The 25,929-nt window shown below is 59.6% G+C and carries 34 protein-coding genes; 23 read left to right on the forward strand and 11 right to left on the reverse strand.

Annotation, left to right across the window (positions count from 1 at the left end; genetic code table 11):
* The first annotated feature begins 309 nt into the window (after positions 1 to 309).
* On the forward strand, positions 310 to 2,103 hold the full coding sequence (locus AC1RGE_RS30650) for a GmrSD restriction endonuclease domain-containing protein (RefSeq protein WP_492585604.1): 1,794 nt from the start codon (positions 310 to 312) through the stop codon (positions 2,101 to 2,103).
* 158 nt (positions 2,104 to 2,261) lie between these two features.
* Here the strand turns inward: AC1RGE_RS30650 and AC1RGE_RS30655 are convergent, their stop codons facing one another.
* From AC1RGE_RS30655 to AC1RGE_RS30690, 8 genes are all read right to left on the reverse strand, one after another.
* Entirely contained in the window at positions 2,262 to 3,425 is a 1,164-nt protein-coding gene (locus AC1RGE_RS30655) for an Arm DNA-binding domain-containing protein (protein ID WP_492585606.1), read from the reverse strand.
* 269 nt (positions 3,426 to 3,694) lie between these two features.
* Entirely contained in the window at positions 3,695 to 3,943 is a 249-nt protein-coding gene (locus AC1RGE_RS30660) for a hypothetical protein (RefSeq protein ID WP_492585608.1), read from the reverse strand.
* Positions 3,944 to 4,009: 66 nt separating this feature from the next.
* Positions 4,010 to 4,303, reverse strand: a complete 294-nt coding sequence (locus AC1RGE_RS30665) for a hypothetical protein (RefSeq protein WP_060842881.1) — start codon at positions 4,301 to 4,303, stop codon at positions 4,010 to 4,012.
* Between the two features lie 15 nt (positions 4,304 to 4,318).
* Positions 4,319 to 7,117: a toprim domain-containing protein gene (locus tag AC1RGE_RS30670; protein WP_492585610.1), complete on the reverse strand. Its 2,799-nt coding sequence runs from the start codon at positions 7,115 to 7,117 to the stop codon at positions 4,319 to 4,321.
* A gap of 3 nt (positions 7,118 to 7,120) precedes the next feature.
* Positions 7,121 to 7,354: a hypothetical protein gene (locus AC1RGE_RS30675; RefSeq protein WP_060842883.1), complete on the reverse strand. Its 234-nt coding sequence runs from the start codon at positions 7,352 to 7,354 to the stop codon at positions 7,121 to 7,123.
* 74 nt (positions 7,355 to 7,428) lie between these two features.
* Positions 7,429 to 7,794: a hypothetical protein gene (locus tag AC1RGE_RS30680; protein WP_267269633.1), complete on the reverse strand. Its 366-nt coding sequence runs from the start codon at positions 7,792 to 7,794 to the stop codon at positions 7,429 to 7,431.
* Positions 7,791 to 8,270, reverse strand: coding sequence for a YmfL family putative regulatory protein (locus AC1RGE_RS30685; protein ID WP_323808910.1), 480 nt, complete (start codon positions 8,268 to 8,270; stop codon positions 7,791 to 7,793). Before AC1RGE_RS30685 ends, AC1RGE_RS30680 begins: the two co-directional genes overlap by 4 nt.
* A 29-nt stretch (positions 8,271 to 8,299) precedes the next feature.
* The gene (locus AC1RGE_RS30690; protein ID WP_060842886.1) at positions 8,300 to 8,500 is read right to left on the reverse strand and encodes a DNA-binding protein; all 201 of its coding nucleotides are present in this window, start codon (positions 8,498 to 8,500) and stop codon (positions 8,300 to 8,302) included.
* A gap of 84 nt (positions 8,501 to 8,584) precedes the next feature.
* On the opposite strand from AC1RGE_RS30690, the gene AC1RGE_RS30695 reads away from it, so the two are divergent.
* Both AC1RGE_RS30695 and AC1RGE_RS30700 read left to right on the forward strand, forming a co-directional pair.
* The gene (locus tag AC1RGE_RS30695; RefSeq protein ID WP_060842887.1) at positions 8,585 to 8,923 is read left to right on the forward strand and encodes a helix-turn-helix domain-containing protein; all 339 of its coding nucleotides are present in this window, start codon (positions 8,585 to 8,587) and stop codon (positions 8,921 to 8,923) included.
* Between the two features lie 88 nt (positions 8,924 to 9,011).
* Complete coding sequence (locus AC1RGE_RS30700; protein WP_123576736.1) at positions 9,012 to 9,194, forward strand: hypothetical protein; 183 nt, start codon at positions 9,012 to 9,014, stop codon at positions 9,192 to 9,194.
* Positions 9,195 to 9,234: 40 nt separating this feature from the next.
* Here the strand turns inward: AC1RGE_RS30700 and AC1RGE_RS30705 are convergent, their stop codons facing one another.
* From AC1RGE_RS30705 to AC1RGE_RS30715, 3 genes are all read right to left on the reverse strand, one after another.
* Positions 9,235 to 9,495 carry an ogr/Delta-like zinc finger family protein gene (locus AC1RGE_RS30705; RefSeq protein WP_123576820.1) on the reverse strand — a complete coding sequence of 87 codons (261 nt, stop codon included), beginning with the start codon at positions 9,493 to 9,495 and terminating at the stop codon, positions 9,235 to 9,237.
* A gap of 73 nt (positions 9,496 to 9,568) precedes the next feature.
* The gene (locus AC1RGE_RS30710; RefSeq protein WP_409283374.1) at positions 9,569 to 10,411 is read right to left on the reverse strand and encodes a phage portal protein; all 843 of its coding nucleotides are present in this window, start codon (positions 10,409 to 10,411) and stop codon (positions 9,569 to 9,571) included.
* Entirely contained in the window at positions 10,350 to 12,386 is a 2,037-nt protein-coding gene (locus tag AC1RGE_RS30715; protein WP_492585612.1) for a terminase large subunit domain-containing protein, read from the reverse strand. Before AC1RGE_RS30715 ends, AC1RGE_RS30710 begins: the two co-directional genes overlap by 62 nt.
* A gap of 163 nt (positions 12,387 to 12,549) precedes the next feature.
* On the opposite strand from AC1RGE_RS30715, the gene AC1RGE_RS30720 reads away from it, so the two are divergent.
* The 20 genes from AC1RGE_RS30720 to AC1RGE_RS30815 all read left to right on the forward strand — a co-directional run bounded on the left by AC1RGE_RS30720 (position 12,550) and on the right by AC1RGE_RS30815 (position 25,924).
* On the forward strand, positions 12,550 to 13,467 hold the full coding sequence (locus tag AC1RGE_RS30720) for a GPO family capsid scaffolding protein (RefSeq protein WP_492585614.1): 918 nt from the start codon (positions 12,550 to 12,552) through the stop codon (positions 13,465 to 13,467).
* Position 13,468: 1 nt separating this feature from the next.
* Positions 13,469 to 14,491, forward strand: coding sequence for a phage major capsid protein, P2 family (locus AC1RGE_RS30725; RefSeq protein ID WP_492585616.1), 1,023 nt, complete (start codon positions 13,469 to 13,471; stop codon positions 14,489 to 14,491).
* Positions 14,488 to 15,207, forward strand: a complete 720-nt coding sequence (gpM, locus tag AC1RGE_RS30730; RefSeq protein WP_306403985.1) for a phage terminase small subunit — start codon at positions 14,488 to 14,490, stop codon at positions 15,205 to 15,207. The genes AC1RGE_RS30725 and gpM overlap by 4 nt, the downstream gene beginning before the upstream one ends.
* A 99-nt stretch (positions 15,208 to 15,306) precedes the next feature.
* Positions 15,307 to 15,768 (forward strand): head completion/stabilization protein, encoded by a 462-nt coding sequence (locus tag AC1RGE_RS30735; RefSeq protein ID WP_492585618.1) that lies wholly within the window; start codon positions 15,307 to 15,309, stop codon positions 15,766 to 15,768.
* Entirely contained in the window at positions 15,765 to 16,208 is a 444-nt protein-coding gene (locus tag AC1RGE_RS30740; RefSeq protein WP_492585620.1) for a phage tail protein, read from the forward strand. Before AC1RGE_RS30735 ends, AC1RGE_RS30740 begins: the two co-directional genes overlap by 4 nt.
* Positions 16,198 to 16,878 (forward strand): phage virion morphogenesis family protein, encoded by a 681-nt coding sequence (locus tag AC1RGE_RS30745; RefSeq protein WP_492585622.1) that lies wholly within the window; start codon positions 16,198 to 16,200, stop codon positions 16,876 to 16,878. The genes AC1RGE_RS30740 and AC1RGE_RS30745 overlap by 11 nt, the downstream gene beginning before the upstream one ends.
* A gap of 11 nt (positions 16,879 to 16,889) precedes the next feature.
* Positions 16,890 to 18,005: a DUF2586 domain-containing protein gene (locus AC1RGE_RS30750; RefSeq protein ID WP_492585624.1), complete on the forward strand. Its 1,116-nt coding sequence runs from the start codon at positions 16,890 to 16,892 to the stop codon at positions 18,003 to 18,005.
* Between the two features lie 6 nt (positions 18,006 to 18,011).
* Positions 18,012 to 18,461 carry a phage protein gene (locus AC1RGE_RS30755; protein ID WP_103741819.1) on the forward strand — a complete coding sequence of 150 codons (450 nt, stop codon included), beginning with the start codon at positions 18,012 to 18,014 and terminating at the stop codon, positions 18,459 to 18,461.
* Complete coding sequence (locus tag AC1RGE_RS30760; protein WP_123397618.1) at positions 18,461 to 18,673, forward strand: TraR/DksA C4-type zinc finger protein; 213 nt, start codon at positions 18,461 to 18,463, stop codon at positions 18,671 to 18,673. Before AC1RGE_RS30755 ends, AC1RGE_RS30760 begins: the two co-directional genes overlap by 1 nt.
* Complete coding sequence (locus AC1RGE_RS30765) at positions 18,670 to 19,062, forward strand: D-Ala-D-Ala carboxypeptidase family metallohydrolase (protein WP_123397617.1); 393 nt, start codon at positions 18,670 to 18,672, stop codon at positions 19,060 to 19,062. The genes AC1RGE_RS30760 and AC1RGE_RS30765 overlap by 4 nt, the downstream gene beginning before the upstream one ends.
* 1 nt (position 19,063) lies before the next feature.
* Positions 19,064 to 19,279, forward strand: coding sequence for a hypothetical protein (locus tag AC1RGE_RS30770; RefSeq protein WP_060842901.1), 216 nt, complete (start codon positions 19,064 to 19,066; stop codon positions 19,277 to 19,279).
* The gene (locus tag AC1RGE_RS30775) at positions 19,269 to 19,631 is read left to right on the forward strand and encodes a DUF1353 domain-containing protein (protein WP_123397616.1); all 363 of its coding nucleotides are present in this window, start codon (positions 19,269 to 19,271) and stop codon (positions 19,629 to 19,631) included. Before AC1RGE_RS30770 ends, AC1RGE_RS30775 begins: the two co-directional genes overlap by 11 nt.
* Positions 19,632 to 19,653: 22 nt before the next feature.
* Positions 19,654 to 19,884 (forward strand): hypothetical protein, encoded by a 231-nt coding sequence (locus AC1RGE_RS30780; RefSeq protein ID WP_255313404.1) that lies wholly within the window; start codon positions 19,654 to 19,656, stop codon positions 19,882 to 19,884.
* Positions 19,881 to 20,171 carry a putative phage tail assembly chaperone gene (locus AC1RGE_RS30785; protein WP_065365551.1) on the forward strand — a complete coding sequence of 97 codons (291 nt, stop codon included), beginning with the start codon at positions 19,881 to 19,883 and terminating at the stop codon, positions 20,169 to 20,171. Before AC1RGE_RS30780 ends, AC1RGE_RS30785 begins: the two co-directional genes overlap by 4 nt.
* 23 nt (positions 20,172 to 20,194) lie before the next feature.
* On the forward strand, positions 20,195 to 20,335 hold the full coding sequence (locus AC1RGE_RS30790) for a DUF6890 family protein (RefSeq protein WP_176707090.1): 141 nt from the start codon (positions 20,195 to 20,197) through the stop codon (positions 20,333 to 20,335).
* A gap of 6 nt (positions 20,336 to 20,341) precedes the next feature.
* Positions 20,342 to 22,324: a phage tail tape measure protein gene (locus AC1RGE_RS30795; protein ID WP_492585626.1), complete on the forward strand. Its 1,983-nt coding sequence runs from the start codon at positions 20,342 to 20,344 to the stop codon at positions 22,322 to 22,324.
* Positions 22,321 to 22,638 (forward strand): DUF2590 family protein, encoded by a 318-nt coding sequence (locus tag AC1RGE_RS30800; RefSeq protein ID WP_123397614.1) that lies wholly within the window; start codon positions 22,321 to 22,323, stop codon positions 22,636 to 22,638. Before AC1RGE_RS30795 ends, AC1RGE_RS30800 begins: the two co-directional genes overlap by 4 nt.
* Positions 22,635 to 23,810, forward strand: a complete 1,176-nt coding sequence (locus AC1RGE_RS30805; protein WP_065365554.1) for a baseplate J/gp47 family protein — start codon at positions 22,635 to 22,637, stop codon at positions 23,808 to 23,810. The genes AC1RGE_RS30800 and AC1RGE_RS30805 overlap by 4 nt, the downstream gene beginning before the upstream one ends.
* A complete protein-coding gene (locus AC1RGE_RS30810; protein WP_123397612.1) occupies positions 23,807 to 24,331 on the forward strand; it encodes a phage tail protein in 525 nt (174 codons plus the stop codon). Before AC1RGE_RS30805 ends, AC1RGE_RS30810 begins: the two co-directional genes overlap by 4 nt.
* Before the next feature lie 9 nt (positions 24,332 to 24,340).
* Complete coding sequence (locus AC1RGE_RS30815; protein ID WP_492585628.1) at positions 24,341 to 25,924, forward strand: phage tail-collar fiber domain-containing protein; 1,584 nt, start codon at positions 24,341 to 24,343, stop codon at positions 25,922 to 25,924.
* Positions 25,925 to 25,929 lie beyond the last annotated feature (5 nt).

Raw genomic sequence — 25,929 nt, forward strand, 5'->3', positions numbered from 1 at the left:
CGTGTTATTGACCTTGTAGTCTGGAGGACTACCCCTAAATGTGTCGCTACAGGTTATGTTCGGGCATGATAGTGCCGCACGCAGTGCTTCTTCATGTTTTTAGCGCGGGACCTGCTGGTAGAGATCAACGCTTGGGTAGTGAGAAAACCCCTGTTGTTAGGACTATCGGAGTTCGACACCGTACGTGCTGGTCTGTGTAATGTTCCATTTGCGTATGGCTGGAGATGTGGGTGCTAGACTTTGCCCCTGCTGCTGTGCCTACAAGATTTAGTGAGCTTTGAAGGGACTATAAATTAACTGGAGGTAGGTATGGCTTCACCACAGCAAGAATTGATTGTCAGGGGGGAACAAGTAGAGCGTATTTATATAAGTTATGTTGATAGAAAGTATATTGTAAATAGACGCTATCAGCGGAAACTTATTTGGACTATTGAAGAAAAGCAAAATTTTATTGATTCTATAATCAACGGATTTCCTGTACCTATTATCTTGCTCGCGGATCCAAAAGACAATCCAGCAGGTCATCTAGAAATTATTGATGGCATGCAGCGAATGGATGCAATTACGTCATTTATTAGCAATGACTTCGCAGTTGATGGTGCTTATTTTGATCTGAATACATTCGCTACAACAAAAGATATGCTGGATCGGAATATTTTAGTGCAGCGTACACCATTGATGTCACGCGAAAAATGTCTTTCAATAGCTGCTTATCCAGTTCCGCTTTCAATTTATGAGTTTGCTGATGGTGAGTCAGTTGATGAGGTTTTTAGGCGGATTAACTCTGGTGGTCGTCAACTGTCTCGGCAAGAGTTAAGGGTCGCAGGTGCTACAAATGCTTTTGCTGATTGTGTGCGCGTAGTATCTTCAAGAATTCGCGGTGATACTTCTAATGGTGTTTCACTGTTTTTGAATGAAATGAAAAAAATTAGCATTACCAATAGGGATCTTTCTTACGGGATTAATGCAGATGGCGTGTTTTGGGTTTATCACGGAATCTTAACTAAAGATCAGCTTCGGCAGAGTCGGGATGAAGAGCTGGTTGCGGATGTAATAGCCTATATGGTATCCGATGGGCCAGTAGCTTCTAGGACAGAGTTGTTCGACGATTACTACGGCGCCAGAGTACCCCTTGAGGGTGGTAGTCTTGAGCGATTCCGATCGATGGACCAGGCTATTCGGCGTCGAAACCCTGATTTGGTAGATCTTGATTATCAGCGTACTCATGATGCTCTTGTTTTAATTTTGGCTCAGGCTGGAAGTTCTTTTTATCAGCTCTTGTTCCCTGGCACCGGTGTTGGCAATCCTATTCCTCGATATTTTCAAGCCGTGTTCTTGGCTATGCACGACTTGATCGTCAGAAGGGGCATGGTTGTAGCTGACAGGGCAGGTGTTATTACTGCTCTGACAAACAAGGGTAAAAATATCGTAATTCAAGAAGGCGGCAGATGGGGGGCCGAAAATAGAGCGGCAGCCGTAAATACAGTTGTTGGGATTATTCAACAGTACTTTGAAGAGGATTCAAATCCAGATCCTGCGAAGGTTCATTGGGTTACTAAGCTGCAAAATTTGCTTACTAATTCTAAGACGGAACAGGCTGCATTTGATTTTAAGCAAGGTTTTTTAGAGCTTTCCGACAATCCCACATTTGATGAGGGGGCGTTCGAAAAAATACTGGAAACCTGCGCCGCGATTTCGAATATCCAGAAAGGGCATAAGGGGTATGTGATTGTGGGCGTTGCTGATAATGCTTCGACCGCATTGCGTGTGAATAAAGTCTTTGGTGTTGATCCGCTCTTGTTTGGAGAGTTTCATGTGACGGGTGTCGAGCATGAGGCTAAATTTCTGGGGAAAAGTTTAGATCAATTATTTCAGTTCATAACAGATCGAATTAGTCGTTCTGAACTTTCTGATCCGTTGAAAGCATATGTTGGCACACACATGAAGTGTGTAAGCTATTATGATAAAACAGTTTTTGTCCTAGAGGTGGAGGGGCAGCAACAGCCGTCACTCTACAAAAAGAAATACTTTTCGAGATTGGGCGCGCAATGCGTTGAGTTGGGGCCAGAAGATTTTCCCGCCTTGTTCTCAAGGTTCAGGTGATTGTCAGAGTCTTCAGCAGTGCGCCCTTTTATTAGGGCGCACTTTAGGACGGGTATTTTCCTCGCGCAGCGATTCAGGCGTTGGGCTTTGCCAGATTAGAATATGGAAAGTGCGCTCCTAATTACAGTAATTGTATTTGAGTGCTGTTGCAGCAGTTGCTAAATCTTCAATGCTAACTGCAGCATCCCGACTACATCTGGCCCGTCTTCATTGATCCACGTTCCATAGTGCTGGCGGATCATGTTCCCGTTGGTATGCCCCATCTGCTCGGCTATCCAGTCGATCGAGGCCACACCGGTTGTCAGCAACTGACTGGCGTAGGTGTGCCGGCACTGGCCGGGGCCGCGATAGCGAACCCCGGCCGCTAGCAAATGTGCCTTGAAGAACCTGTCTCGCACCACAAAGTCATTGACGTGGGGCAGACCGCTTTTGGTGTTCAGGAATACAAAGTGCAGTTTGTGTTTCCTGACCGTCTTGTTGTCCCGTTCAACCACTTCGACTGTTTCCGCCTTCTTCTTTCTGTTGAGTGCATCGATCTTGCGCAGTGCATCCCATGCGGGTGCGAGCAGGCGCACCTTGCGTGTCGATCGGCGGGTTTTCGTCACTCGGTAGGCCCCGCGGACCTTGGACCTGCGGAAGGTCACGGTGCCTTGCTCCAGGTCGACATCCTCCCAGGCCAGGGCGATGGTTTCGGATACTCGGGGGCCGGCCCAAATCATGAACTGAACCATCAGCAGCTCTTGCGTGCGGCTGGTCGGGGTTTCGAGGATCTGTCGGATCTCCGCCCTTGTGAATGGGTCGGGTGCCTCGGGATCCGGCAAGCGGACCATCAGGCCCTCGGTAGGGTCGTGCGCAACTTTCATCCTGGTGCGGTACAGCCTGAACACCTGTCGCACGTTGCTGATGATGTCGCGGATGGTCTTATTCTTGAGTGTCTTCGACAGGGTGCCCTGGATCCACTCCTGCAGGTCCAGGTGATCAATCGCGTTGATCTGCACTTTCCCCCAGCGTGGCCGTACGTGAACCTCCGCCTTGTTTGCGTAGCCTCGATAGCTCGATGCTGCCACGCTGTTGGCTTTGATCTTCAACCATAGATCCAGGTAATGGCCGAAAGTGTTTTCGACCAGCTTGGACGAATTGGGGAAGTGTCTTGCGTAATCAAAGGTGCCGGTCTGGATCTCGTATTCGATGATGTCGATCAGGCGCTTTGCCTGGGCAATGGTTTCTGGTTTGTTGCCTCCTGGGATTGATTCCCTGCACTTTTCCCCGTTGTACTGAAAATAGATTCTCACGGAATTTCCGCGAGCTTCGACCCCGCTCATGTAAACCCCTAACGCTGTACTGGTGTATCGACAGTCTGATGATCGAAAACAAAAAGGCCCGTTTCCGGGCCAAGTATCTAAGTGCGCATCTTCTGGTGGACGCGGCCTATGGCTTGGGCTTGTGTTGGCGTAGATGGGCATTCAGCAACTGGCGTCGCCGACTGCATTTTTTATGATTGCCATGGGCGCGCCAGTTGCCGCACTGGTCGCAAACGCTGGTGTAGTCAATGTTCCAGGGAAAGCGCCGTGCGGGAGTTGTAGCGGTGTTGTTAGGCATGGCCTGACTTGCCCCCATCGGTGGGTTGAGCGAGCAGTTGGGCGACTAAAGCAGCGTCTGCGTCGCTCAGTTCTCCCAAGGTGCTGGCCATCTGGCTCAGGCTTTCGAGCCGGGTCCGTGACTCAGGGGTTTTAAGCACCTGGTAGCCAATGACCGCCGCGCCGATGATCGCGGTGGCCACTAGGCGCCGTGCCGGTATGGTAGCCTTCGTGCCGCTGCTGCTTAGGTTCTGTGCTTGCATGGTATTGCCCTCGGTGGTGGTTAGGTGTCGAGGAGCTGCAACTCCTCGGCACTGTTTCTTACAAGGTCAGTCCTTACGGGCCAGGTGGATCACCAGGCCTGCATAGTTCGGCTCATGTTCGACACATGATTGCCATTCCAAAACTCTCAAGATCTGCTGCCTACTGCAGTCGTCCACCAGGATTTCGCGCTGGCCAGCTGCTGCCCGGACTTCCAGAATCTCCAGCAAACCATCCTCTCCATAGGCGCCGGCCTGGATGATGGGAGCGCTTTCGCCGGTGAAGTCCAGGCGGTCCTGCACTGACTGCAGCTTGCTTGTTTTGCCGTCGCCGGCATTGCCCATAAACACTTGGATTTGCATCGGTCTTGCTCTCCTTTACGCCTTGAATGTCCAGCACTTCACTGTGGTCGGCCGGGGTATGGAACAGGGGTTGCGGGTGTTGAATGCGGCGCGCACGGCGCTGTGCACGGCTTTGTTGCTATCCAGGAACTTGCGGGAGCGGGACTCTTTGAGTAGATCGCGCAAGGTGGCCACGTCGGCCAGCTTCTGTTTGTGCTCGGCGGCGCGCTCACAGAATTCATTGAGGTTGATAGCGATCACGGCGGGATCGCTGCTGTGGTCCACCACCGGGTCTTCGCTCAAGGATTCGAGGTAGTCGTAGACTTCCCAAAACTCGGCCACGGCCGCATGGTCGGAACTGATCGAAGCCTGGCGCTCGATGGCCATCCGCACGATCTGGCGTTGTGTGGCGGCGACCTGGTGTTCACTCAATTTCAGGACCAGGCGAAGCCCGTCCAGCAGAGAAAGCAGTTGAGCGTGGTTTTTGCTGATCCGCTCTACGCGGATATACCCGCGCAAGTCGTAGCCGCAGCCGTCGCAGTTGCCTTGATCGCTGACGTAGGCCGTACCGCATGCGAAGCAGTGAGTGTGTAAACGGCGTAGCTTGGCTTCGTGTTCGGGCATGCGCTGGGCGAACAGTTCAAGGACCGCGGATTCTTTCCCCACAGCTCGCAGCAAAAAGTGGCTGAGGGTTTCACCGTTCAGTGCGTTGAGTTGGTCCGCTGCAGCGCGGCTTTCTGGTGTCACCGTTGGGCGTACAAAGTGCAGTTTTACGATGCGCGTCATGATCGCTTCGTGGGCAACCACGGCAGCGTTTTGGCTGATAGCAATGGTTCCCCGGAATGGGGGCTCGTACGTTTCGTTGCCGGCTGTCTTGACGCCTTTTGTGACCAGAGTGCCGCCACCGTAGAAGTCTTTCAGCTCGTCCCATTCGAAAGTCTTTGCGTGTGCTCGATCATCGCTGTGGCGATCGGCTTCCAGGAACACGACCGGCATGCCGGAAACCTGGCCCATCAAACGAGAGCGCCCGGCCTTGGTGGATTTCATAGGGTCGAATCCTTCATACCCTTCGCGGCCGAGTAGCTTCCAGAGCAGGTTCAGCAGCGTGGTTTTGCCGGCACCGGCTTCACCTGTGGCTTCCAGGAAGGGGAAGGACTGATAGCGAGCGCGGATCTGCTCGCAGAACAGCGAACCGAAGAAGAACACCAGGGCTACGAAGCCCTGTGCGCCGAAGCAAGTCCACAGCAGCGGCACCCATTTTTCGTCAAAGCCTTTTGCGTCGCGCTGCAGCTTGATAGGCACGCCTTTCTGCAGAGTCTTGAGGCGCAGCTTGCCGAACTCGAAATAGTCCTCGCTGTTGACCTTGTAGGTGATGCCGTCCTTGATTGCGATATCGCCGTAGACGTAGCAGGCGTACTCCTTGCTGTAGCCCACGTAGTCGATCGTGGAGACGGTTTTGATACCGAACAGCTGATCCTTCATGAGCTTGTCCAACTGCTGGCCGCTGCCGGTGAACATTGCACCTGCAGCCATGCCAAGCAGCCGCTTTTTGAACTCGCTCGCGGCCGACAGCTGGCCACTGGTGAAGGTGTTCTTCACGCTTTCAGAGTCGTGGGGGAAGTCCACGCGCAGGTAATACCAGGACTCGTCCGTGACTTCGTTGCGTTGGAAATACAAGGCCTGGGGATAGCAGTTGGCAATCTCTACGACACTGCCGGATTGCTGCAGGGCCTTCTCGCGCTGTTGCGCCTGGTTCAGCAGTTGATCGTCATGGTTTTCGCTGTCCTCGATGTCGGACATCTCCCGGTTGAACTTCTCCATGTCCAACTTGAACCAGTACAGGCGGTTGCCGAAGCCGAGGTGAAATTCCCCGCGCTTGTTCCAGTCGTACATGAGCAATGCCTTTTCCGCAGCGCTTTCGGCCAGCAGCAGGGCGCCTTGATGGCGGGCTTGCTTGAGGTCAGCTGCGATCTGGTCTGCACGTTTGCTTTCGTCCTGGATGAAGTTCCAGCGCTGATGAAGATCGTTCCAGTCTGTCTTGCGGCCATCGCGTTGAAGGATCTGCGCTGACTCGCAGAGGAAGCCCAGGGCTCTGGCTTCGCGTACCCAGCGCCTGGTGTATGCGTTCGCGCTGGGTTCGTTATCAAGTGCCCACACCAGCTTGGGCAACTTTCCGCCCTCGCGGATCTTGATCAATGTCTTAAGCGAGTCACCGGGGAAGGCGTTGGACGACATGGCTGATACGGCTGCGATGTCGTTGTGCACCAGGGCGATGGCGTCGAATATCCCCTCAACGATCCAGATCTCCTTGACCTCAAGAAGGTCTACACAGGGCGGGCACCACCAGACGCCGCGATAGCTGTCCTTGGATTTGAAGCGGGCCTTCATCTTGCCGAAGCGGTGTGGCTGATCGATCAGGCGTTCCCACCATCCGCCTTTTTCCAGGGCAAAGCGCACCGTTGCGCTGCCGGCGTTGTGTTCGGGGGAGTAGAAACTCTCCTGCGTGAACCAACCCTGGATTAGCTCAAACCGAAAGCCTCGGGCGAACTCCAGGTAAGCCCGCGCCGTGGCGTTGGGGTGCTGATCCGTGGCAGGCGCACGCTTGCTCCAGTCTTCAAACAGATCGTCGTATAGCTCTTTGACGTGCAGGGTATGGCCGCACTTTTCAGGTCGACCACAGATCACCATCCACGGCGTATCAAACCTGGAATACAGCTCCTTCTTTTTGCACTTGGGGCAGGTGCCGCCGCGCATGTAGTCGGTGCCCGGGCGGTGCTTGAGTCCGAAGTCGGACTGAAGGCGTTGCAGCACTTCGTGGCGAAGATCTTCTTTCATGGGTTACTTCACTGCTTTGAGGCTGTGGGACAGGGCTGCCATAAGGCGTTTTTGCGCAGCCATTACCGGGACGTGGGCGAGAATTGCGCCGTGGCGCAGACCGTCCGCAACAAAGCGGAACTGGTCGGCATACCAGTGTTCGTTGAGGCTCAAGCGATACTGTTCACGTAGGTTGGCCAGCAACGCTTCGGCCTCTGCCGGTGGCAGTTGAGTGGTGACAATTACGGTGTTTGTCATCGTTAAACCTCGATTTTGGGCGCAGCTCACCCAAACCCACGGCACGTGGGGTGTGTGACTGATTGAGTTGGGTGTTACGAGTTGGCTAAGCGAAAACGCCCGATGTCCGGCGCGTTGATGATTCGCTCGTAGATGAGGCTGACAGGCACAGCCCATTGGGTACCGGTGACCGGGTCAATGATCACGGTGTGGGTCGAGGTGCTGCTCTGGATGTTCAGACGTTGCCGATCGCGGATTGTGAGCATGGCGCTGTTGGCCAGGTGGACGATTTTTTCAGCGATCTGCGTCAGTACATCGTAATCCGCAACCAGGTGTTGCACGGCCCGGTTGAACAGCTGCTGATCATCGTTCAGGTGCTCGGCCTGGTGCCGTTCAAGGAACGAAAGGGCGGCACTCTGCAGAGTGTCCTGGTATTCCTTTTCTGCAGGCAGGGCAGTCATTTGGCGTTCTCCGATTTTGCTCGATAGAGATCGATAGCGGCGTAGACCTCGGCGGTGCGTGCGGCCATGTGCAGGGTGTGGGCGTTGAGGATTAAGTCTGCCTCGTCCTCTGTGATCGAGCCGTCTTCCAGTGCCTGGGCAAGGATCTGGTCAACGGTCCCGCGCTTGGCTGAGGTCTGTACGGAGCGGGTATACATCTCGACGTTGTCCAGTTGGTCCGGCTCGGCCATGGGGACGAACATGCCGCCGTACATCTTGGCCACGTAGTTGGGGAAGTGCTGGGTGCCTGTTTTCAGTTCCAACTGGTGGATCTGTACATCGCTCAGGGGCCGGCAGTTGTTGTTCTCGTAGGCGTGGTTGTCGAATTTTTTCAGCGACAGACCGATCTGTGCGGCGGCGCATTCGCGACCACCTGGATAACTGCAGATGATCGCGCTGACGACTTCGCGACGTGTTGTTAGAACCGGGCATTTCATCTTCTGCTGTTCCCTCAGAGTGCTGACCATTACTGTGAAATCACGCCGTCTTTGATACCGAGCAGCACTGCGGCGCGGTGTGCCTCCCCCCTGCGACCTTTTCGACGACCGTTGAGAAGGTCACTGACCAAATTTTTGTTCAAGCTATGAATCCGACTGAATTCCGCAATACTCATCCCTTTCCGATCAAGCGCTGCGCGGGCTTGCTCCGGCGTAACTGGCGCGGGCATAGTGTTTGTTCCTGTTTGGTTGTGTTCTTCTGTGGTGATTCTTGGTCAAATATTTATTCACGTCAATGCTTGGTGATCAAAAAAATGCTAATCGCTGACGGAGTGGGCAGTAGGCTCAGGGAAGAGCGCGAGCGATTAGGTCTTTCACAATCGGACTTTGGCGCCCTAGTCGGGGTCAGCCGCGGTACGCAAAAAAACTACGAGGTGGGGACTGCTGTAGGTGCAATGGACCTTAAGTACGTCACCGCGTTGGAAACAGCAGGCGTCGATGCGACTTACGTACTGACCGGATCGAGATCGTTAGGAGCAGGCCTGAGTGGGATAGAGTCCCAAATCGTCGATCAGTACCGCCGTATCCCAGACGAGGATCAGCGGGCGCTTCGCCGTTTCCTGAAAGCCATGTTTGATGATGTTGACCAATAGGCCTTCCTCCCTTTGCTGTCTTCTCATGTAAAGCGTTTGTCTCGCCCCGATAACGCCAACTCCGCATTGCATATCAAGGAGTTAGCGCATGTTGGATTTGGCAGTAGCTGAGCAGGAGCGTCATGACCAGGTCGATTCCTCGTGGTTATGTCTGAGTGAGAATGAGCGTCGGTTGATTCGGCGCATTCGTCAGATGACGGACCGCGATCGCTACCTGGTACGACGGCTGATTGAACAGTTGGCCAAGCACCCGGACGACTCAGGTTCCTGAGTTCGTGAATAAGCCGCCGTGCTGAGGCCGGCGGTACTTTTCAAGCTACGGCTTGGCCCTTCATCATTTCGAATAGCGCCTTTTGTTGGTCTGCCGGCAGGCTTTTGAATCGGTCTAGTAGCAGCGTGTCTAGGTGCTGCGCAGAAGGCCGAAGTGTGTGTGAAAACGCCAGCGTCGATACCCAGGTATGACCGCACTTTGCGTCCAGACATTGGCAGTACAGCTTCACGTAAGTCCGGGTTACCTCTTCCCGTGAGCTGATGCGCCCCTTGTGGCCGCAAGTCGTGCAATAAATCCGCATTAGTCCCTCCCCAGGGTATTTGCATGGCAGCATTATGGCGTCGATTTTCCAGGCAATCACTGCAAATAGCCTGTTATTCGGTGGTGGTTCCTGTTCCTTTCGGGTCGTTCCAGTTAATTCTTCTGTCCTCCCGCAGGTGCTCATTTACCTGGTCAAATAACTGGCAGATCGGTCTGATCTCGTTGCTGGTGTACACCCTGTCGATCTTCTCGATATCCCCAAAACCTGCGCTGTTCTCCGGAATGATCCCCGCCAGTGCCGGGTTCATCCGCCAGGCGGCAATGATGTCGTTCCTGGTGATGTTCTTGACCTTCTCCAGCTCGTCCTTGGCCTGGAAGTCCCCCACGGGGATGATCTGAATTGCGTTCTCCTTGCCGTTGGGGATGTTCACGAACATCGAGCGGAAGTTGCCCACGCCCTTACTCGCGCTGATCTGGGCGCGCAGCTCGTCCTCGTCTTCCTCGGTCAGGTCCGGGTCGTTGGTGTAGAAGATGTACCCGGCGTGGGCGCCGTTGCTGTAGTAGCGCCGGCGGAACAGGGTCGCGGCCTCGTTGAGCAGCAGCGCCTGCAGGCCGCCCAGGTAGTCCGGAATGCCGTAAATGGTCTGTTCCACGTCGTAGTCCATGACGTGCTCGATCTCGTCCTGGTCGAAGTCCATGAACTTGCTGTCGGGCAGCAGCATCCGGTAACCACCGTCGACCTTTACTCGCATGTTGATCGCCGGCAGGTGCTGCAGCTCCAGGACCTGGCCGAAGGCGTTTGTGTTGCGGTAGAGGAAAGCCTCGCCAAACACCATGTAGTCCAGGCCCGCACAGCCCATTGTTCGGGCGCTGCAGCCAGCCGAGGGCAGGAACTCACGCAACAGCAGATTGCGCTTGAACTTCGGGATGGCGCCGTGGTGCGCGTTGGCTCGCAGCAGCTTGGCCAGGCCGGTGCGCGACACCGGCGGCTTGTAGATCTCGCCGTCGTCGCTGGGAAACACCCCCACGTATTCGCCGATGTTGCCCGACAGCACTTGTTCGGGCTCCCCGAACGTGAAGGTTCGCATGGGCTGCTGTTTTCGCTGGGCTACCTGGTGCTTGTTGCGTCTGGCCATGGCTGCTGTGATCACTCGTGAGGTAGCGGCTACGGCGCCGCTTGTTGGTGTTTAGAGGTTCGTTGTGCAGCGCGTGCATGACCGCCCAAGCAATATCGGCGTGCCCGGTGGCGTCGGTGCGGGATGCGCTGTAGGTCACCTGGCCGCTGCCGGTGGTGCCTCGCTTGATCGTGAGGAAGGCCTGGGCGATATCGGTCCAGCCCGCGTCCCATTCGATACGGCTGCCTTGGATCGTGTCCTGGGCCTTGAGTACCAGGAGGTTTTTCGTCTCCAGGCTGTAGTGGATCGAGGTCGCCCGGGGATAGAAGTCGCGCACCAGGTCGAACACGCCGTAGCCAATGCCCGTGGTGTCGATACCAATGTGCTGCACGTTGAAGCGTTCGGTGAGCTTCTTGACCTGGTCGGCCTGGTACTTGAAGGACTGGCCCCGCCAGCTGTGCTTCTCCAAGATCCGGAACTTGGCCCCGGCTTCCAGCGGTGGCGCAATGACCACGCATGTGGCGTCGTCGCGGGTGCGGCTTGGGTCGTAGCCGATCCAGACCGGGCTGTTGCCGTAGGGGCGGTCTGCCTCGTGGTCGTAGTCGTCCCACAGCGTCAGGTCGGAATAGCAGCGTTCCAGGTCTTTGAGGGCGAACGCGCTCTGCGTGCTGTCGATGAACTTGCAGTAGAACAACTGCTGGAACTTGTCTTCGTCGTACTCCAGCTGCAACTGCTCGATGTCGAACAGATCGCAGCCGCCGGCGATCGCATCGTCCAAGGTGATGGTCTTGCGCCACTGGCCATCCGGACAAAGGGCGCCCTGCGTGTAAGCCGATTCGCTGGGCCAGACGCCGCCGGCTTTCTTGCCGCGCTTGCTGTTGCGGAATTCTTCACCGGACCAGAACGGGTAGGCCTGGTGCGAAACCGCGCTGGGCGTCGAGAAATAGGTTTTCCGCCACTTCTTGTGGGTGCCCATGGCGCTGGCCACGGTGCTGAGCTTGTCGAAGTCACGGATCCAGAAATATTCATCGACGTAGACATGCCCGTGGTAGCCCTGGGCGGTGCTGCTGTTGGTGCTGAGAAAGCGCAGCTCCGCGCCATTGCTGAGCACAATGGGGTTGCCGGTCAACTCGATGCCAAACCATTGCTGGGCAAATTGGATGATGTAGCTGCGGAAGATCTCCGACTGCGATCGGCTGGCCGACAGGAACACTTGGTTGTCGCCGCTTAACACGGCGTCCATGAAGGCCTCGCCGGCGAAGTAGTAGGTCAGGCCTATCTGGCGACTTTTCAGGATGTTCCGGACTCGCCGCGTCAGTGGGTTTTGCTTGGCTTCGAACAGCTCCTGCTGATAGCGGTACATCTTGGAGATGAACTTATCCAGGAAGTCCACTTCAGTGAGGCCGCTGACGTCGTTTTTGGCCTTTTTCTCTCGCTTCTTGCCGCCGCCATCCCCACGGCCCGAACGCTCGCCCTGTGAGCGTTGACGGGGTTCCTGGTGCTCGCTTTGGCCAGCGGTTGGTGTCGGTTTCGCAGCTTGTTTCAAAAGACGTTCGCGGATGGTGGTCAACCGGTCCAGCTCGTTGAGTTCGTCTTTTGTGAGGCTGCTGGTTTTGTCCAGGAGGAGGGTGATTCGCCGGCCGACAGCGGTCAGCGGTTCTTCATCCGACAGCATGTCTTCCCATCCGCCCTGGCGTATCCAGTAGTAGACGATCCGGATGTTGGGCAGGTTGAGTTGCGCCTGAATTTCCTTTGCTTTGCAGCGGCGGAGGAACAGGCGTTTGGCGGCTTCTTTAACTTCGGTCGAGTAGTACATGGGGCCGCAGTCTATGCGGCGAAAACGCGACAAACGCGGGGTTAATTTCCGCGATCCACCTATAACGTGGGTCTAGGAATAACGCGGAATTGAATCGTTTGTTGAGGCTCTTTCGGCTGCCTATCGTGGCGGCAATTCAACCGATTGAGCGCAGTTAACGCCCATGCCCCGTTCCCTTGTTTCGTTCTGGAAACGTGTTGCCACCAGCGGCCCCACCTGTGATGGCCGCGAGATCCTGCCCCAGGACCTGCGCGACATTGCTGAGACGTACAAGCCGTCGACCTACACCGCCGTGATCTGGTGCGACCACGAACGCTGGACCGGTTCCCACGGCACCGTCTACGCCGTACGCCTGGTTGAGGAGGGCGAAGACCTGGAGCCTGGGCAAATTGCTCTGGAGGCCCAGCTCAAGCCCAACGATCGACTGCTGTATCTGAACGATCAGGGCCAGAAGCTGTTCACCAGCATCGAGATCACCCCGAACTTCGCCCAAACCGGCAAAGCCTATCTGACCGGCCTGGCCGTAACGGATGAGCCGGCGAGTCTGGGCACTCAAGAACTCTATTTTTCCAGGCGCACCAGCAAGGCCGCGTTCTTTGCGGCGTCGCAAGAGCTTGGCCCGTTCAGCAATGAGCCCAAGGGCGAGCTGGGCAAGCTGATAGGCCTGCTTACCGGCCTGTTCAAGCGCTTTGGTGCCGACGACACCCCCGCCGAAACCACCCCAACCCCAACCGAGAGCAAACCCCCAATGGATGAAGCTACCGCAACGGCTTTGAAAGCCCTGCTGGAACAGCTGCTGGTTGTCGCCGCCGGCATTCAGGCCGTGATTGAACCGGCTGCAGAAGATGCACCGGAGCCGGACCAGGAGCCGATCGACGATGTGAGCGCGGCAGTCGATCAGATCATCTCCACCGCCGAAGAAGAACGTGAATTCCGTCGCAAAGGCGGCTCCAACCAGAAAGTGCTGGCCGCACTCAGCAGCCTGCAGAAGCAGTTCACCGCACTGCAGAACACCGCCAACGGTCGCCAGTTGCCGCGCAATGCCGGCCCGGTAGCCACTGGCAAGAAGAAGGTGCTCTGACATGGCCCAGTCTCTGAGCGCCTACGGCGCCAAGATGTATGCCGAGCTGCAACTGGCGATCGCTGAAACCTACGGCGTTGCGCTGCCCAGCAAGCAATTCAGCGTGGAACCGTCGATCGCTCAAGAGCTGAACGACGCCATCACCGCGAAAGCGGACTTCCTTGAGCGGATCAACGTCGTCCCGGTGACCGAGATCAAGGGCGAAAAGGTCTTCATCGGTACTAACGGCCCGGTTACTGGCCGTACCAACACCAAGACCACCGATCGCGAGGCAAAGGACGCTTCCGGTCTGGACAACAACCTGTACGAACTGCATGACACCCAGTCCGATGTGGGGATGCCGTACGCGAAGATCGACTCCTGGGCCAAGTTCCCGGACTTCCACCAGAAGTATTCGGCAGCCGTACAGAAACAGATCGCCCTGGACCGGATCATGGTCGGTTTCCACGGCACGCACGCGGCCGTCCAGACCTCTATCGATAAGTACCCAATGCTCCAGGACGTGAACAAGGGCTGGCTGCAGCAGGCACGCGAGCAGATCCCGGCTCAGGTACTCCAGGAGGGCGCCAAGGGTTCTGGAAAAGTCACGCTCGGCGCCGGTGGCGACTACGTCAACCTCGATGCCCTGGTGCACGACACCAAGCAGATGGTGGATGAACGTCTGCGCGACGGCGGCGACCTGGTCGCAATCATCGGCACCGACCTGTTGGCCGCTGACAAAGCGAAGCTTTACGCCAAACAGGGCGACGTGCCGACTGAGAAAGAACGCATTGAAGATGCCCAGGTGATCGCTACCTATGGCGGCTTGCCTTCTTTCAGTGTGCCTTTCTTCCCGGTGAACGCGGTCCTGGTCACCAGCTTCGACAACCTGTCGATCTACTACCAGGACTCCAGCTGGCGCAAGCAGACCGTGGACAACCCGAAGCGCTCCCGCGTTGAGGACTACAACAGCCGTAACGAAGGTTACGTGATCGAGCAGCTGGAGAAGTTCGCGCTGACCGAGAACGTGGAGCTGTTGAAGTGAGCCTGGCCCTGGCGCACAAGCGCCGCACTCTGGCCCTGGGAGACGCCGCAGTAGCGGCTGCCGTAACTGCGCCGGCGGCGTATTCCCACGCGGAAGCGCTGAGCAGCCCAGCGAACGCCCGCAAGCACCTGGCGCTGATGGAAGCAGCCCTGGACCAGGACCTGGAGCGCCTGAGCGCGATTCAGGGCCTGGCCACCCGCCAGGATCTCAAGCGCCGCGAGCTGCTGCCCAAGTATCAGGAGTACGTCCAGCGCTACATCGAGTCCGGCCAGGTCTTTGCCAACCGCGTGCTGGTCCAGGTGATCGTCTGGCTGTTCGATACCGCCCAGTTCGAGGACGGCCTGGAGCTGGCAGATATCGCGATCGCCCAGGGCCAGCAGATGCCCGAGCGCTTCAAGCGCCGGGACATCCAGACCTTTGTCGCGGACGCGGTCTGTGAATGGGCCTATGACGAGTACAAGGCCAACCGCAGCCCTGAGCCTTATCTGTCCGACCTGCTGCCCCGCGTGGATGGCGAATGGCAGCTGACGGAGCAGATCCCGGCCAAGTTCCACAAGTTGATCGGCATCCGCGCCCAGGAGGCCAAGGAGTGGGCCACCGCGCTGCAGCACCTGGAGCGAGCCCAGCAGCTGTATTCCAAGGTCGGTGTGGACACCCGGATCGAGAACTGCCGCAAGGCCCTGCGCAAGCAAGAGGCCGCCACCGGCGCCCAGTAACCAACGACTACCCCCCCAGCGGGAACCCGTGAGACGAGTCAGCCATTTATGGCCCGCCCCGTTGAAACGGTGTTTCCCGCCCTATTTGAGCGGCCAGCAATGAGCTTTTCCGGGAAACCCACCACCTTTGTGGATCTGACGATCGAGAACGACGGCTTCTGGCCGGACCTCTCGCTGTCCGAGTTCCAGAAGGAACAGCGCCTGCCGGCGGAGTACCTGGTGGAACTGCTGACCGACACCCTGACCATGGCCATGGTCGAGGTCAATGCTGACCTGGCCAAGTGCAAGGCCCGCTGGCAAGCCGTCGGCATCAACAACCTGGAAGCTGCGGACCCTCTGCTGCTACCTGAGCGGGCCTTCAAGGCCAAGCTCTACAAGCGCGCCGTGTACAACCGCGCCAAGGCCCAGGCACTGCCCCAGTTCGCCACGGTGACCCGCCGCGAAAGCGCCGAGAACACCGGCAAGGAAGCCCCGGAGCGGGCGGAAACCTTCCTCGCTTTCAGCCAGCAGGCCGTGCGCGCCCTGCAGGGCCGTGGTCGCATCACGGCGGCCTTGCTATGAACAAGCTGCGCGCCTTAACCACATTCCTGATCGATCGCCAGCTTGTGGCGCCGGAGCAGGTCGATAGCTTCGCCGAGCAGGTGAACCTGGATCTGTTCTGGAAGAACGGCGCCAAGGGGCTGCACATGGGTGACATGCGCTATCGCGCTGTCCTGGTGCTGGATCGGTTCGCCGAAAACCCGGCGCTGCTGATGGCCCTGGTAGGCAGTTGGCTGGAAACCCACGACCCAGACCGCGACGACCTACCGGCGCCGGCGTTCGTGATCGAGCAACTGGACAGCGACCTGGCCGACGTCGAGCTGACCCTGGAGTTCATCGAGCCCCAGCACTTGGCCGAAGACCCCAACGGCTCTATCGACGCCTTCGGCAAGAAGTGGGGCCTGGTGGACTTTGAGCTGTGGACTGCAGAACAGGGCGAGGTCCGCAGCCGTGGCGCGTAGCACCTTTGAGCTGGACGCCCGGGGTTACCTGGGCGTGCGCGAGCAACTGGCCTTGCTGAGTCTGCCGCCGCAGCTGCGCCGGCGGCTGCTGAACAACGTCTCCAAGCGCGTGCGGACCATGTCCCGTAAGCGCATCCGCGAACAGCAGAACCTGGACGGCTCCCCGTTTGCCCCTCGGCGCAACCCCGAGAAGGGCAAAAAGAAGATGGAGGCCGGCCTGGGCAAGCTGCTGCAGGTGACCCGGGTCAACCCGGATGAAGCCCGCTTGGGCTGGCGCAACGGGCTCACCAGTTGGGTGGCCGCCCAGCAGCACAACGGCGCATCGGAACGCCGTACCGCCGCGCAGATGCGCCGGTGGAACAAAGTCCCGGAAGGCCTGGCCGCGACCGACAAGCAGGCCAAGCGCCTGCGCCGGTTGGGCTTCAAGGTTCGTCAGGCGGGCAAAAAGGGCCTGTCCCGGCCATCCGTGGTGTGGATCCAGCAACACGTTGGGTACGCCCAGGCGGGCCTGCTGATCCGCATTCTTTCCGACGAAAAGGCCGAGAGCACAGGCGCGCAGAGCTGGGAGATCACCCTGCCCAAGCGCCAGTTCCTGGGCGTCAGCAGCGACCGGGACACCAGCCTGCTGGTGAACCAGGTGCTGCAACAAATCCTCAATTCTCCCCGCTAACGAGGCACAGCATGGCACTCGGCAAAGTCAGCGTTCATAACCTCAACCTCGGCCAGGGTGCCGTGACCGAGATCGAGCGCTATTTCCTGATCATTGGCCCCGGCGCTAAAAACGTCGGCCAATTGATCCCTTTAAACACCGATAGCGACCTGGACGCGCAGCTGGGCATTCCCCCCAACGATCTGAAAACCCAGATCAGCGCCGCACGCCAGAACGGCGGCGACCGCTGGGCCTGCGTGGCTGCGCCGATCGCTGCAGACGGCGACTGGACCGCTGCCCTGGAAAAGGCCCAGCAGCAAGGCTTCTCTGTCGAATGCGTGGTGATCACCAAGCCTGTGGCCACCGCCGCCGATCTGTCGGCCATGCATGACGCGGCCGAAGCGATCGCCAACACCTACGGGCGCCGGTTGTTCGTGATGGCTGCTGCAGTCGGCCCCACCGTCCAGCAGACCTGGAACGACTACCTGGGCGAGCGCAAGGCGCTGACCAAGGACTTACTGGCCCCGCGTGTCCTGATCGTTCCGCAGTTGCATGGCAATGACCTGGGCGTGCTGGCCGGCCGCCTGGCCAACTCGGCGGTGAGCATCGCCGACAGCCCCATGCGTGTGGCCACCGGTGCCCTGATGGGCCTGGGCGAGACTCCCCAGGACAAAGAGGGCGTTCCGCTGCCGAGCGCCATCCTGGCCGAGCTGGACAAGGCCCGTTACTCGGTGCCGCAGACCTACCCGGACTACCCGGGCGTGTACTGGGGCGACGGCAACATGCTTGACGCACCGGCGAGCGACTACCAGGTGATCGAGTACCTGCGCCTGGCCGACAAAGCCGCCCGCCAGGTCCGGCCGCTGCTGATTCGCCGGGTCGCCGATCGGCGCCTGAACAACTCGCCGGCGAGCATGGCCGCCGCTGTCAGCGCCTTCATGAAGCCCCTGCGCGCCATGGCCAAGTCCACCACATTTGCCGGCCAGGTGTTCCCCGGTGAGATCGAATCGCCCAAGGACGGCGACGTGGTTCTGGTCTGGAAAAGCAAAACCGCCGTGGAGCTGTTCCTGAAAATCAAGCCCCTCAACTGCCCGAAAGACCTCACGGCGAACATCGCCCTGGATCTTTCCAACGACGACCAGGAGTAACCCCCCATGTCCCGCATTGGCGGCAAAAACTTCGACATTGCCCTGGGGGATCTCCAGGCGCACGTCGAGAGCTGCACCCTGGATATCACCGACAACACCGCCGTGGCGCAGTCCCGAGGCGTGCCTGATGGCCACGTCGATGGCGATGTGGCGGCCAGCGGTGAATTCGAGTTCGACAGCAATAACTTCAACCTGCTGATCGAGGCCGCACGCACCGCCGGCAGCTTTCGCCAGCTGGAGCCCTTCGACGTGGTGTTTTTCGCCCAGGCGGGTCAGGAAGAACTGCGCATCGAGGCCTTCGGCTGCAAGTTGAAGGTGTCCAGCTTGCTCAGTGTTGACCCCAAAGGCGGCGAGAAGACCAGGCACAAGGTGCCGTTCGACGTCACCAGTCCGGACTTTATCCGCGTCAACGGCGTGCCGTACCTGGCGGCTGCTGAGATCGAGGGCCTGCGCTGATGGTCTGCCTGTTCGACCGCGCCCAGCGACTGGAAGCGCGCCAGCGGAAACAGGCAATCGCCGCCCAGCTCGCCAACGCGCTGCCGACCGGGCCAAGCCGCACCCACTGTCAGGACTGCGACGACCCCATTCCGGAGGACCGTCGAGCCCTGGGCGGCAGGACCCGCTGCACCCCCTGCCAATCCACCTTTGAGCGAGGACAACGCCGATGACCACCAACCGCTGGCCGAACTTCTCGGCCAAGGAGCTGCGCTGCAAGTGCGGCAAGTGCAACAGCGACGGCAGCGAGATGCAGCCCGAGTTCATGGACCGCCTGCAGCAGCTGCGCGACCAGTACGCCAAGCCCATGGCCCTGAGCAGCGGCTACCGCTGCCGCCGGCACCCCGAAGAAGCCAGGAAGGCCGAGCCGGGCGAACACAACATGGGGCTGGCCGTCGATGTCGCCGTGCGCGGCCCTGACGCGCTGAAGCTGCTGCAGCTCGCCCTGGGCCTGGGCTTTACCCGCATCGGCGTGAGCCAGAAGGGCAACAGCCGTTTCTTGCACCTGGGCCTGGCTCCGATCGGCGGACGCCTCCCGAGCCCTGCACTGTGGAGTTACTGACATGAACCGCCTGCTGATTTGTGCCGCTTTCGGCGCCGTTGTCCTGGTCGGGTGTGCGCTGAGCGATTCCCACGCCGTGGTTGCGCGTAGCGCTTCCACCCTGGTGGCCACCTACTGCAAAGCGCCGATGCCGGCCCGGGTGCTGCTGCGCGAGCAGATCGCCCAGGACACCGCGCCGAACCGGGTCCGTGTGGAGTGTGCCGCCGATGCCCTTTGAAAGTGACCTGGAGCTGCGACACCGCCCAGGGCACACGCGCTGGGAGGTGATCCGGGTGCTGCAGTACCGTACCAAGGACGGCCGCTTGATCACTGTCCCGGTGGGCTACCTGTCGGACCTGGCCAGCGTGCCGCACCTGGCCCGTCGCATCGTGGACCCGCAGACGCCGGCGGCGCGCCGGCCGTCAGTGGTGCATGACCGGATCTACACCCACGAAACCCACCGATTCACCAAGGCCGAGGCCGACCGGATCTTCTACGACGCACTGCGTGAAGAAGGCATGAACACCGCCTTGGCCTGGCTGATGTACCAGGCCGTCCGGATCGGCGGCCGTGGCACCTGGAGCGCCTGACATGGAAATGCTGGAGAGACTGATGGCCTTGCTGCCTGAACTGCTGTTGACCGCCGTGATCGGCTTCCAGGCCTTCCTGTTTCGCCAGGTCAGCGAGTCCCGACGCGAGCACCTGGAGCTGCGCGTGGAGATCGCAAAGAACTACCCGCAACACAACGACATCGAGCGCGCCATGGACAAGCTGGAAAGCAGCCTGCGCGCCCAACTGGACACCCACTTTTCAACCCTGAGCCAAAGGATACGCAACCCATGAGCATCAACAGCCGCGAGATCACCCTGGAACTGGGCGACAAGGAATTCAGCTTCGCCCTGTCGCCCCAGGACGTGACCAAGTACTTCAACGCCATGACCGCGACCAACAAGGTGGCGCCGTCGTTCAACCTGCTGAGCACCACCGTCAAGCAGGAGCAGCGGGCCGAGCTGCGCGAGCTGCTGGCCAATCCGGTGATGACCATGCAGATCGCCGGCGCGCTCCTGGGGGAATACGCCCCGGACGTTGAAATCATCGTAAAAAAGCCCTCGACCACGCCGACCGCCTGACCGAGGACGGCCTGGGCCAGCTGATGGCCCTCACCAACCGCTGGCTGCCTGGCGCTGAACCCTCGATCGAGAACATGGGGACGGCGCAGTGGCTTGAGAACGAGCACTGGAGACGCATGGAGATAGCCGTGGCCAACGGCATTGCCCATGCGTTGAACGGATAACTGAGCATGGCTGACCGCAGCGCCCGCCTGGACTTCATCCTGGCCCTGACCGACAAGGTCACCGCACCTTTGGGCAAGGTGAAAATGGGCTTTTCGGACCTTGCCGAGCAAAGCGAAAAGAACATAAAAACCATGGGCCTGGGGTTGGCCGGCATGACCGGCGCCTTCGTCGGTATCAATCAGTCGCTGCAGCCCGCCCTGGAGATGAACCGCGCCCTGGGCGAAGTGCGTTCCCTGGGCGTGGCCGAAGACGCACTGACCGCGCTCAATCAAAAGTCGCTGGAGTTCTCGGTGGCCTACGGCGAGAACGCCCGGGACTTCGTGGCCTCGGCGTACAGCATCGAGGGCGCCATTAAGGGCCTGACGGGCAGCCAACTGGCGACCTTCACCAACACCAGCAACCTGCTGGCCAAGGCCACCAAGTCGGACGCCGAAACCTTGGGCGCCTATGTGGGCACCATGTACAACCTGTTCAAGGGCCAGGCCGACGCCATGGGCAAAGCGGAATGGGTCGAGAAGCTGGGCGGCCAGACCGCACTGGCGGTGCAGCTGTTCCGCACCGACGGCGCCCAGCTCAAGGACGCCTTCAAGGAGGTGGGAGCGATCGCCACCGCCGGCGGTGTGGACATTGCCGAGCAGTTCGCGGTGATCGGTTCGCTGAGCAGCACCATGGAAGGCGGCGACGCCGGCGGCCGGTACAAGGCGTTTTTCGAGAACATCGGCGCCGCCTCGGACAAGCTCGGGATCAAGTTCACCGACCAGCAAGGCCGGGTTCTGCCCATTCTGCAGATAATGGAGAAGCTGCAGGGCAAGCTGGGCGATTTAACCAGTGCCTCGGCCGGCACCAAGCTATTGGACGCCTTCGGTGGCGAGGGCGCCCAGGTGATTGGCGCACTGGCGAAAGATACAGACCGGCTGCGCCAGGGCCTGGACAAGCTGGGCAAAGTCCGCGGGCTTGAGGATGCCGAGAAGATGGCCCAGGCCATGGTCGATCCCTGGCAGCAGTTCGCGGCCGCTGTCGAGGCGTTGCGGATTGCTTTCGGGCAAGCGTTGATCCCGATCCTGACCCCGCTTATGGCCAAGCTGTCCGGGATCGCCAGCACGCTGACCCGCTGGACTCAACTGTTTCCGAACATCACCCGAGTGGTGGGCATTGCCACCCTCGGGGTGCTGGCCATCATCGCCGCCATGTCGCTGCTGACGTTTGTAGTCGGGGCGTCCCGCATGGCCTGGATGGCCATCATTACCGTCTGGAAAGTGGTTCAACTGCTGAACCTGCGCACCATTGCCGGGTTCCTCCTGCAGGCGGCGGTGATCGCTACCTATGTGGCGGGCCTGACGGTGCTTTACACCACCATGGGCATCATCCGTGTGGCCATGATGCTGTGGCAGGGCGTGATCTGGCTGGTCAACGTGGCGTTGACCGCAAACCCGATTGGCGTAGTGGTGATGGGCATTGCCGCCCTGGTCGCGATCGTGATCGCCGCCGTCTACTACTGGGACGAATGGACCGGCGCCCTGATGAACACCGAGGCCTTCAAGTGGGTACTGGAGAAGCTGCAGGCGCTGTCGGCCTGGTTCGACTCCATGGGCGGCTGGTCCGGTATGGCCAAGGGCGCCTGGGACGCGATCGTGGGCGTGTTCTACAAGGCTATCAACAGCTTGATCGAGATGATCAACAAGATCCCCGGCGTGAACATCGAGGCCCGCCTGGGCGACATGCCGACGATCCCCGGCGCCGAGCAGGCGACCAACGCCGCAGACGTCGCCAGCGCCGCGCAGAAGGCCCAACAGACCATCAGCGCGGCCATTCCCTCAATTGCTCCCACGCGGCCTAACGCGGTGCCGCCTGGCGGCCTGCTGACCAGCATTCAGAACACCAGCAACCAGAACAAAGGAACCCATGTGGAGAACGTGACCATCCACACCAGCAAGGCCATGAGCCCGTTGGAGATGGAAAACATGATGAACATGGCGGTGGGCGGATGAGCGAATACATAGACCTTTTGATCGAGGACAACGACCTGGTGCTGGACCCGTCCCGCCAGCCGCTGCTGATCGCCGACCGGGCCAGCATCGCCCAGGACATTGCTCACATGATCCGCGACAGCGGCCTGCTGGTGACCCTTGTCGCCGAGCGCGACCGCCTGAAACAACGCGACTGCATCCAGCAACTGGAGCTGCTGGTGGAGGCCGACGAACGCCTGGTGCCCGGTACGGCGCAGATCACCCAACTGCAGCCAGGCCAGTACCTGGTCACGGCTAAAACCCTGAAATTCGGTGACGTAGAGGTGACCCTGTGAGCGACGTGGATTTCAAGCAGGCGCTGAGTGATGCCGGCATTCCGACCACCGAGGCCGGCCTGCGCCAGGCCTGGGAGAAGGAAGTGGCCGCCCAGGGCGCAAAACTGAGCAATACCGGCGCTTACTCGCCGTTCTGGCGCGTGGTTACTGCCCTGGTGACAAAGCCGGTGCTGTGGCTGCTGGACTTCGTCGTCCAGTCGGTCCTGCCGAACTTCTTTGTAAAGACCGCCGGCGGCAAGTGGCTGGATATGCTGGCCTGGGCCGTGAACGTCGAGCGCAAAGGAGCCACCAGGGCCAAGGGCAAGATCCTGTTCACCCGGGCCAATACCGCCGGCACCCTGGAGTTGCCGGTGGGTGTCCTGGTGCAGTCGGCACCGATCAATGGCCACGTCTACCAGCTGCGCACCACCGAGGCCGTGGCCTTCGCCGATGGCCAGCTGCAGCTGAGCGTGCCGATCGAGGCGGACGCCACCGGCAGCGGCTACAACCTGGCGCCGGGTTACTACGCCATCCTGCCGGAACCCATTGCCGGCATCGTCCAGGTGATCAACACCGAGAGTTGGCTGGAATCACCAGGTGCAGATCCAGAGCCCGACGATCAACTGCGTCTGCGGGTGCGTAACCAGTTCTCGGCGGTCAACCAGTGGCACACCGACGCGGTCTATCGAGCCATGATCTCGACCTTTCCAGGTGTGCGGCCGGACGGTGTCTATTTCGAGCATGGCGCCCCGCGTGGACCGGGTAGCGCCAATGCCTACGTGCTGTTTGAAGCTGGCGTGCCGGCGGCCTCGTACCTGGACCAGATCAACGCCCATATCCGCGACCAGGGAAACCATGGCCACGGTGACGACCTGGTGGCGATGGCCATGCCTGAAACTGAAGTCAGCTTCACGCTGATGGTCGTGGCCAGGGCCAACACCAGCGCCGAACGCATCGAGGAACTGCAGAAAGAGATCGATCTGTTCGTGCGTGCGGCCTTCCGTGAAAGCACGTCCCGCGACTACAAACCGACCCTGACTTATCCACAGTCGCGGTTCAGTTTCAGCCGGCTGACTGAGGAACTGCACCACCAGTTCCTAGACGTCGAGTCGTTTCGGTTCTCGGCCCGGGTGGACCTAATCAGCGGTCTGAACATCCCCCGGATCAGAAGCCTGCAGGTGTCGGTGACATGATCAAGATCAAGCTGCCTTTCTGGCTCGCCGGCACCGAGCTTTCCAAGCTGATGGCCGCTGCCCAGCGCTGGTGGGAAACCGCCAGCGGCTGGCTGATGTGGCCATATGACCAGCTTGACCCCGACACCTGCCACCTGCGGATCCTGGAGCTGTGGGCATGGCAGCGCGACGTGACGCGGTTTGTCGGTGAACCCGAGAGCCTGTTCCGGCTCCGGGTGAAATACGCCTTCATCAACGCGGTGGACGCCGGCAGCACAGCCGGCATGAAACGCATCCTGCAGCGCCTCGGGGTTGGCTATATCGAGATCGAGGAACGCCAACCTGGGCGCGATTGGGATGTGGTCCTGCTGCGGCTTTCCGACTCCCAACTGTCGCTCAATGCGGATCTGCTGCGCGTCCTGGTGCAGCAGTACGGTCGGACCTGCCGGCGCTATGACTTCGAAAGTGTGACGCCGGTGACCCTGCATGTCGCCGTGCTTGATTTCAACGACGACCAGCAAACGCTGGTTGCCACTCTGTAGGAGAACCCCATGGGGGCTACCATTACCCTGGCGGGCGAAAACCTGATTGCGCAGAAGCAAGGCGCCCAGAAAGTCCTCACCGCCGCTCGTTTCATCTTGGCCAACGTGCCCGGCCTCGATCCTGAAAAGCCGGTTGATCGTGGCGCCGGCAAACCGCCGGTGGCGCAGATCGTTGGCACCTTCGACGTGACCCAGGCCGGCTATGTGAACCCTAACCAGGTCGTCTACAGCGTGATGCTGGGCAGCGATATCGGGGACTTCGACTGGAACTGGATTGGCCTGGAAACCGTCGAGAATGTGTTGCTGGCGGTGGCCTATGTGCCAATGCAGCAGAAGCGCCGAAACCAGCTGCCTCAGCAGGTCGGCAACAACGTCACCCGCAACTTCCTGCTGGTATTCGACGGGGCCAAGGCCCTGACCGGCGTCACCGTGGACGCCAGCACCTGGCAACATGATTTCACCGTTCGGCTCGCCGGCATCGATGAGCGCCAGCGCCTGGCAAACAGGGAGATGTTCGGCCGGGCCTGTTACTTCGGGCCTTCCCTGAGCCTAAAGCGTGTGGGCAACGTTTTCAGGCTGGCACCCGGCACCGCTTACGTTGAGGGCATTCGGGTTGTGCAGCCTACGGCGATCGACTTCCCCGTGTCGGCTGAGCCCACGACCTTCTGGCTGGATGTATCGCTGCAGCGTCACATGAGTAACGTGATCGCCAGTTGGCAGTTCGTTACCAATTCGGACAAAGCGGATTACGTCGATGAGGCCGGCGTGCTTCATTTCCGCGTAATGCTGGCTAACTGGCTTGATAACACGCTGTTGGATACCCGCTCTGCGGAGCCAATCGACGGGCCACTGGTGGAGCACTTCGCCGCCCGCGCAGGTGATTACGCGAAGTTGCGTGCCCGGGCCACAACCAAGGAAGACGTGAAACTGGGCAACCTGCCCAACGCCAAAAGTGACGATCCCGGCACCAACAGCAGCGAGATCCTGGCCACCACCAAATGTGTCAACAACGTCAAGACTGAGGTGATGGCGCCCCTGGTTGGCCAGGTCAGCGTATTTGCCCGGGAGACGGCCCCGGCCGGGTGGCTTAAAGCCAACGGCGCGCCGGTGTCCCGTGTGACCTATGCCGCGCTGTTTGCGGCAATTGGCACCCGTTTTGGCGCCGGCAACGGGGTTGACACATTCAACATCCCGGACCTGCGCGGCGAGTTTATCCGGGGTTGGGACGATGGGCGCGGCCTGGACCCCGGCCGGGAGCTGGGAGGGGTTCAAGGCGGCCAGAACGCGCTCCACACCCACACCGCGAGAACTGACCTTGCCGGCGACCACACTCACGGCGCAAGCAGCGACTGGGCGGGCGAACACACCCACACCTTCACAAAGTCCGCGGGCTCGAACAACAGCCCCGGCGGCTACGTGACCACCGCCAACGGCGGCGGCTCGCTCCACACCACCAACCCCGCCGGCGGGCACTCACACGCAATAACCATTCAAGGCGCACCCGCGCACAGCCACGCGGTGACCGTGGACGCATCCGGCGGCAACGAAAGCCGGCCGCGCAACGTCGCGTTGCTCGCCTGTATCAAATACTGAGGGTG

This window comes from Pseudomonas sp. GW823-FHT02C05 (assembly GCF_058797595.1).

Coding starts and splice junctions, on each gene's coding strand:
- AC1RGE_RS30785 (WP_065365551.1), top strand. CDS start 19,881: ATGAGCATCAACAGCCGCGAGATCACCCTGGAACTGGGCGACAAGGAA.
- AC1RGE_RS30705 (WP_123576820.1), bottom strand. CDS start 9,495: ATGCGGATTTATTGCACGACTTGCGGCCACAAGGGGCGCATCAGCTCA.
- AC1RGE_RS30655 (WP_492585606.1), bottom strand. CDS start 3,425: ATGAGCGGGGTCGAAGCTCGCGGAAATTCCGTGAGAATCTATTTTCAG.
- AC1RGE_RS30755 (WP_103741819.1), top strand. CDS start 18,012: ATGTCCCGCATTGGCGGCAAAAACTTCGACATTGCCCTGGGGGATCTC.
- AC1RGE_RS30735 (WP_492585618.1), top strand. CDS start 15,307: ATGAGCTTTTCCGGGAAACCCACCACCTTTGTGGATCTGACGATCGAG.
- AC1RGE_RS30750 (WP_492585624.1), top strand. CDS start 16,890: ATGGCACTCGGCAAAGTCAGCGTTCATAACCTCAACCTCGGCCAGGGT.
- AC1RGE_RS30685 (WP_323808910.1), bottom strand. CDS start 8,270: ATGAAATGCCCGGTTCTAACAACACGTCGCGAAGTCGTCAGCGCGATC.
- AC1RGE_RS30695 (WP_060842887.1), top strand. CDS start 8,585: ATGCTAATCGCTGACGGAGTGGGCAGTAGGCTCAGGGAAGAGCGCGAG.
- AC1RGE_RS30670 (WP_492585610.1), bottom strand. CDS start 7,117: ATGAAAGAAGATCTTCGCCACGAAGTGCTGCAACGCCTTCAGTCCGAC.
- AC1RGE_RS30680 (WP_267269633.1), bottom strand. CDS start 7,794: ATGACTGCCCTGCCTGCAGAAAAGGAATACCAGGACACTCTGCAGAGT.
- AC1RGE_RS30815 (WP_492585628.1), top strand. CDS start 24,341: ATGGGGGCTACCATTACCCTGGCGGGCGAAAACCTGATTGCGCAGAAG.
- AC1RGE_RS30740 (WP_492585620.1), top strand. CDS start 15,765: ATGAACAAGCTGCGCGCCTTAACCACATTCCTGATCGATCGCCAGCTT.
- AC1RGE_RS30700 (WP_123576736.1), top strand. CDS start 9,012: ATGTTGGATTTGGCAGTAGCTGAGCAGGAGCGTCATGACCAGGTCGAT.
- AC1RGE_RS30715 (WP_492585612.1), bottom strand. CDS start 12,386: ATGTACTACTCGACCGAAGTTAAAGAAGCCGCCAAACGCCTGTTCCTC.
- AC1RGE_RS30810 (WP_123397612.1), top strand. CDS start 23,807: ATGATCAAGATCAAGCTGCCTTTCTGGCTCGCCGGCACCGAGCTTTCC.
- AC1RGE_RS30650 (WP_492585604.1), top strand. CDS start 310: ATGGCTTCACCACAGCAAGAATTGATTGTCAGGGGGGAACAAGTAGAG.
- AC1RGE_RS30770 (WP_060842901.1), top strand. CDS start 19,064: ATGAACCGCCTGCTGATTTGTGCCGCTTTCGGCGCCGTTGTCCTGGTC.
- AC1RGE_RS30725 (WP_492585616.1), top strand. CDS start 13,469: ATGGCCCAGTCTCTGAGCGCCTACGGCGCCAAGATGTATGCCGAGCTG.
- AC1RGE_RS30800 (WP_123397614.1), top strand. CDS start 22,321: ATGAGCGAATACATAGACCTTTTGATCGAGGACAACGACCTGGTGCTG.
- AC1RGE_RS30660 (WP_492585608.1), bottom strand. CDS start 3,943: ATGCAAGCACAGAACCTAAGCAGCAGCGGCACGAAGGCTACCATACCG.
- AC1RGE_RS30765 (WP_123397617.1), top strand. CDS start 18,670: ATGACCACCAACCGCTGGCCGAACTTCTCGGCCAAGGAGCTGCGCTGC.
- AC1RGE_RS30690 (WP_060842886.1), bottom strand. CDS start 8,500: ATGCCCGCGCCAGTTACGCCGGAGCAAGCCCGCGCAGCGCTTGATCGG.
- AC1RGE_RS30775 (WP_123397616.1), top strand. CDS start 19,269: ATGCCCTTTGAAAGTGACCTGGAGCTGCGACACCGCCCAGGGCACACG.
- AC1RGE_RS30795 (WP_492585626.1), top strand. CDS start 20,342: ATGGCTGACCGCAGCGCCCGCCTGGACTTCATCCTGGCCCTGACCGAC.
- AC1RGE_RS30675 (WP_060842883.1), bottom strand. CDS start 7,354: ATGACAAACACCGTAATTGTCACCACTCAACTGCCACCGGCAGAGGCC.
- AC1RGE_RS30790 (WP_176707090.1), top strand. CDS start 20,195: ATGGCCCTCACCAACCGCTGGCTGCCTGGCGCTGAACCCTCGATCGAG.
- AC1RGE_RS30780 (WP_255313404.1), top strand. CDS start 19,654: ATGGCCTTGCTGCCTGAACTGCTGTTGACCGCCGTGATCGGCTTCCAG.
- AC1RGE_RS30665 (WP_060842881.1), bottom strand. CDS start 4,303: ATGCAAATCCAAGTGTTTATGGGCAATGCCGGCGACGGCAAAACAAGC.
- AC1RGE_RS30720 (WP_492585614.1), top strand. CDS start 12,550: ATGCCCCGTTCCCTTGTTTCGTTCTGGAAACGTGTTGCCACCAGCGGC.
- AC1RGE_RS30760 (WP_123397618.1), top strand. CDS start 18,461: ATGGTCTGCCTGTTCGACCGCGCCCAGCGACTGGAAGCGCGCCAGCGG.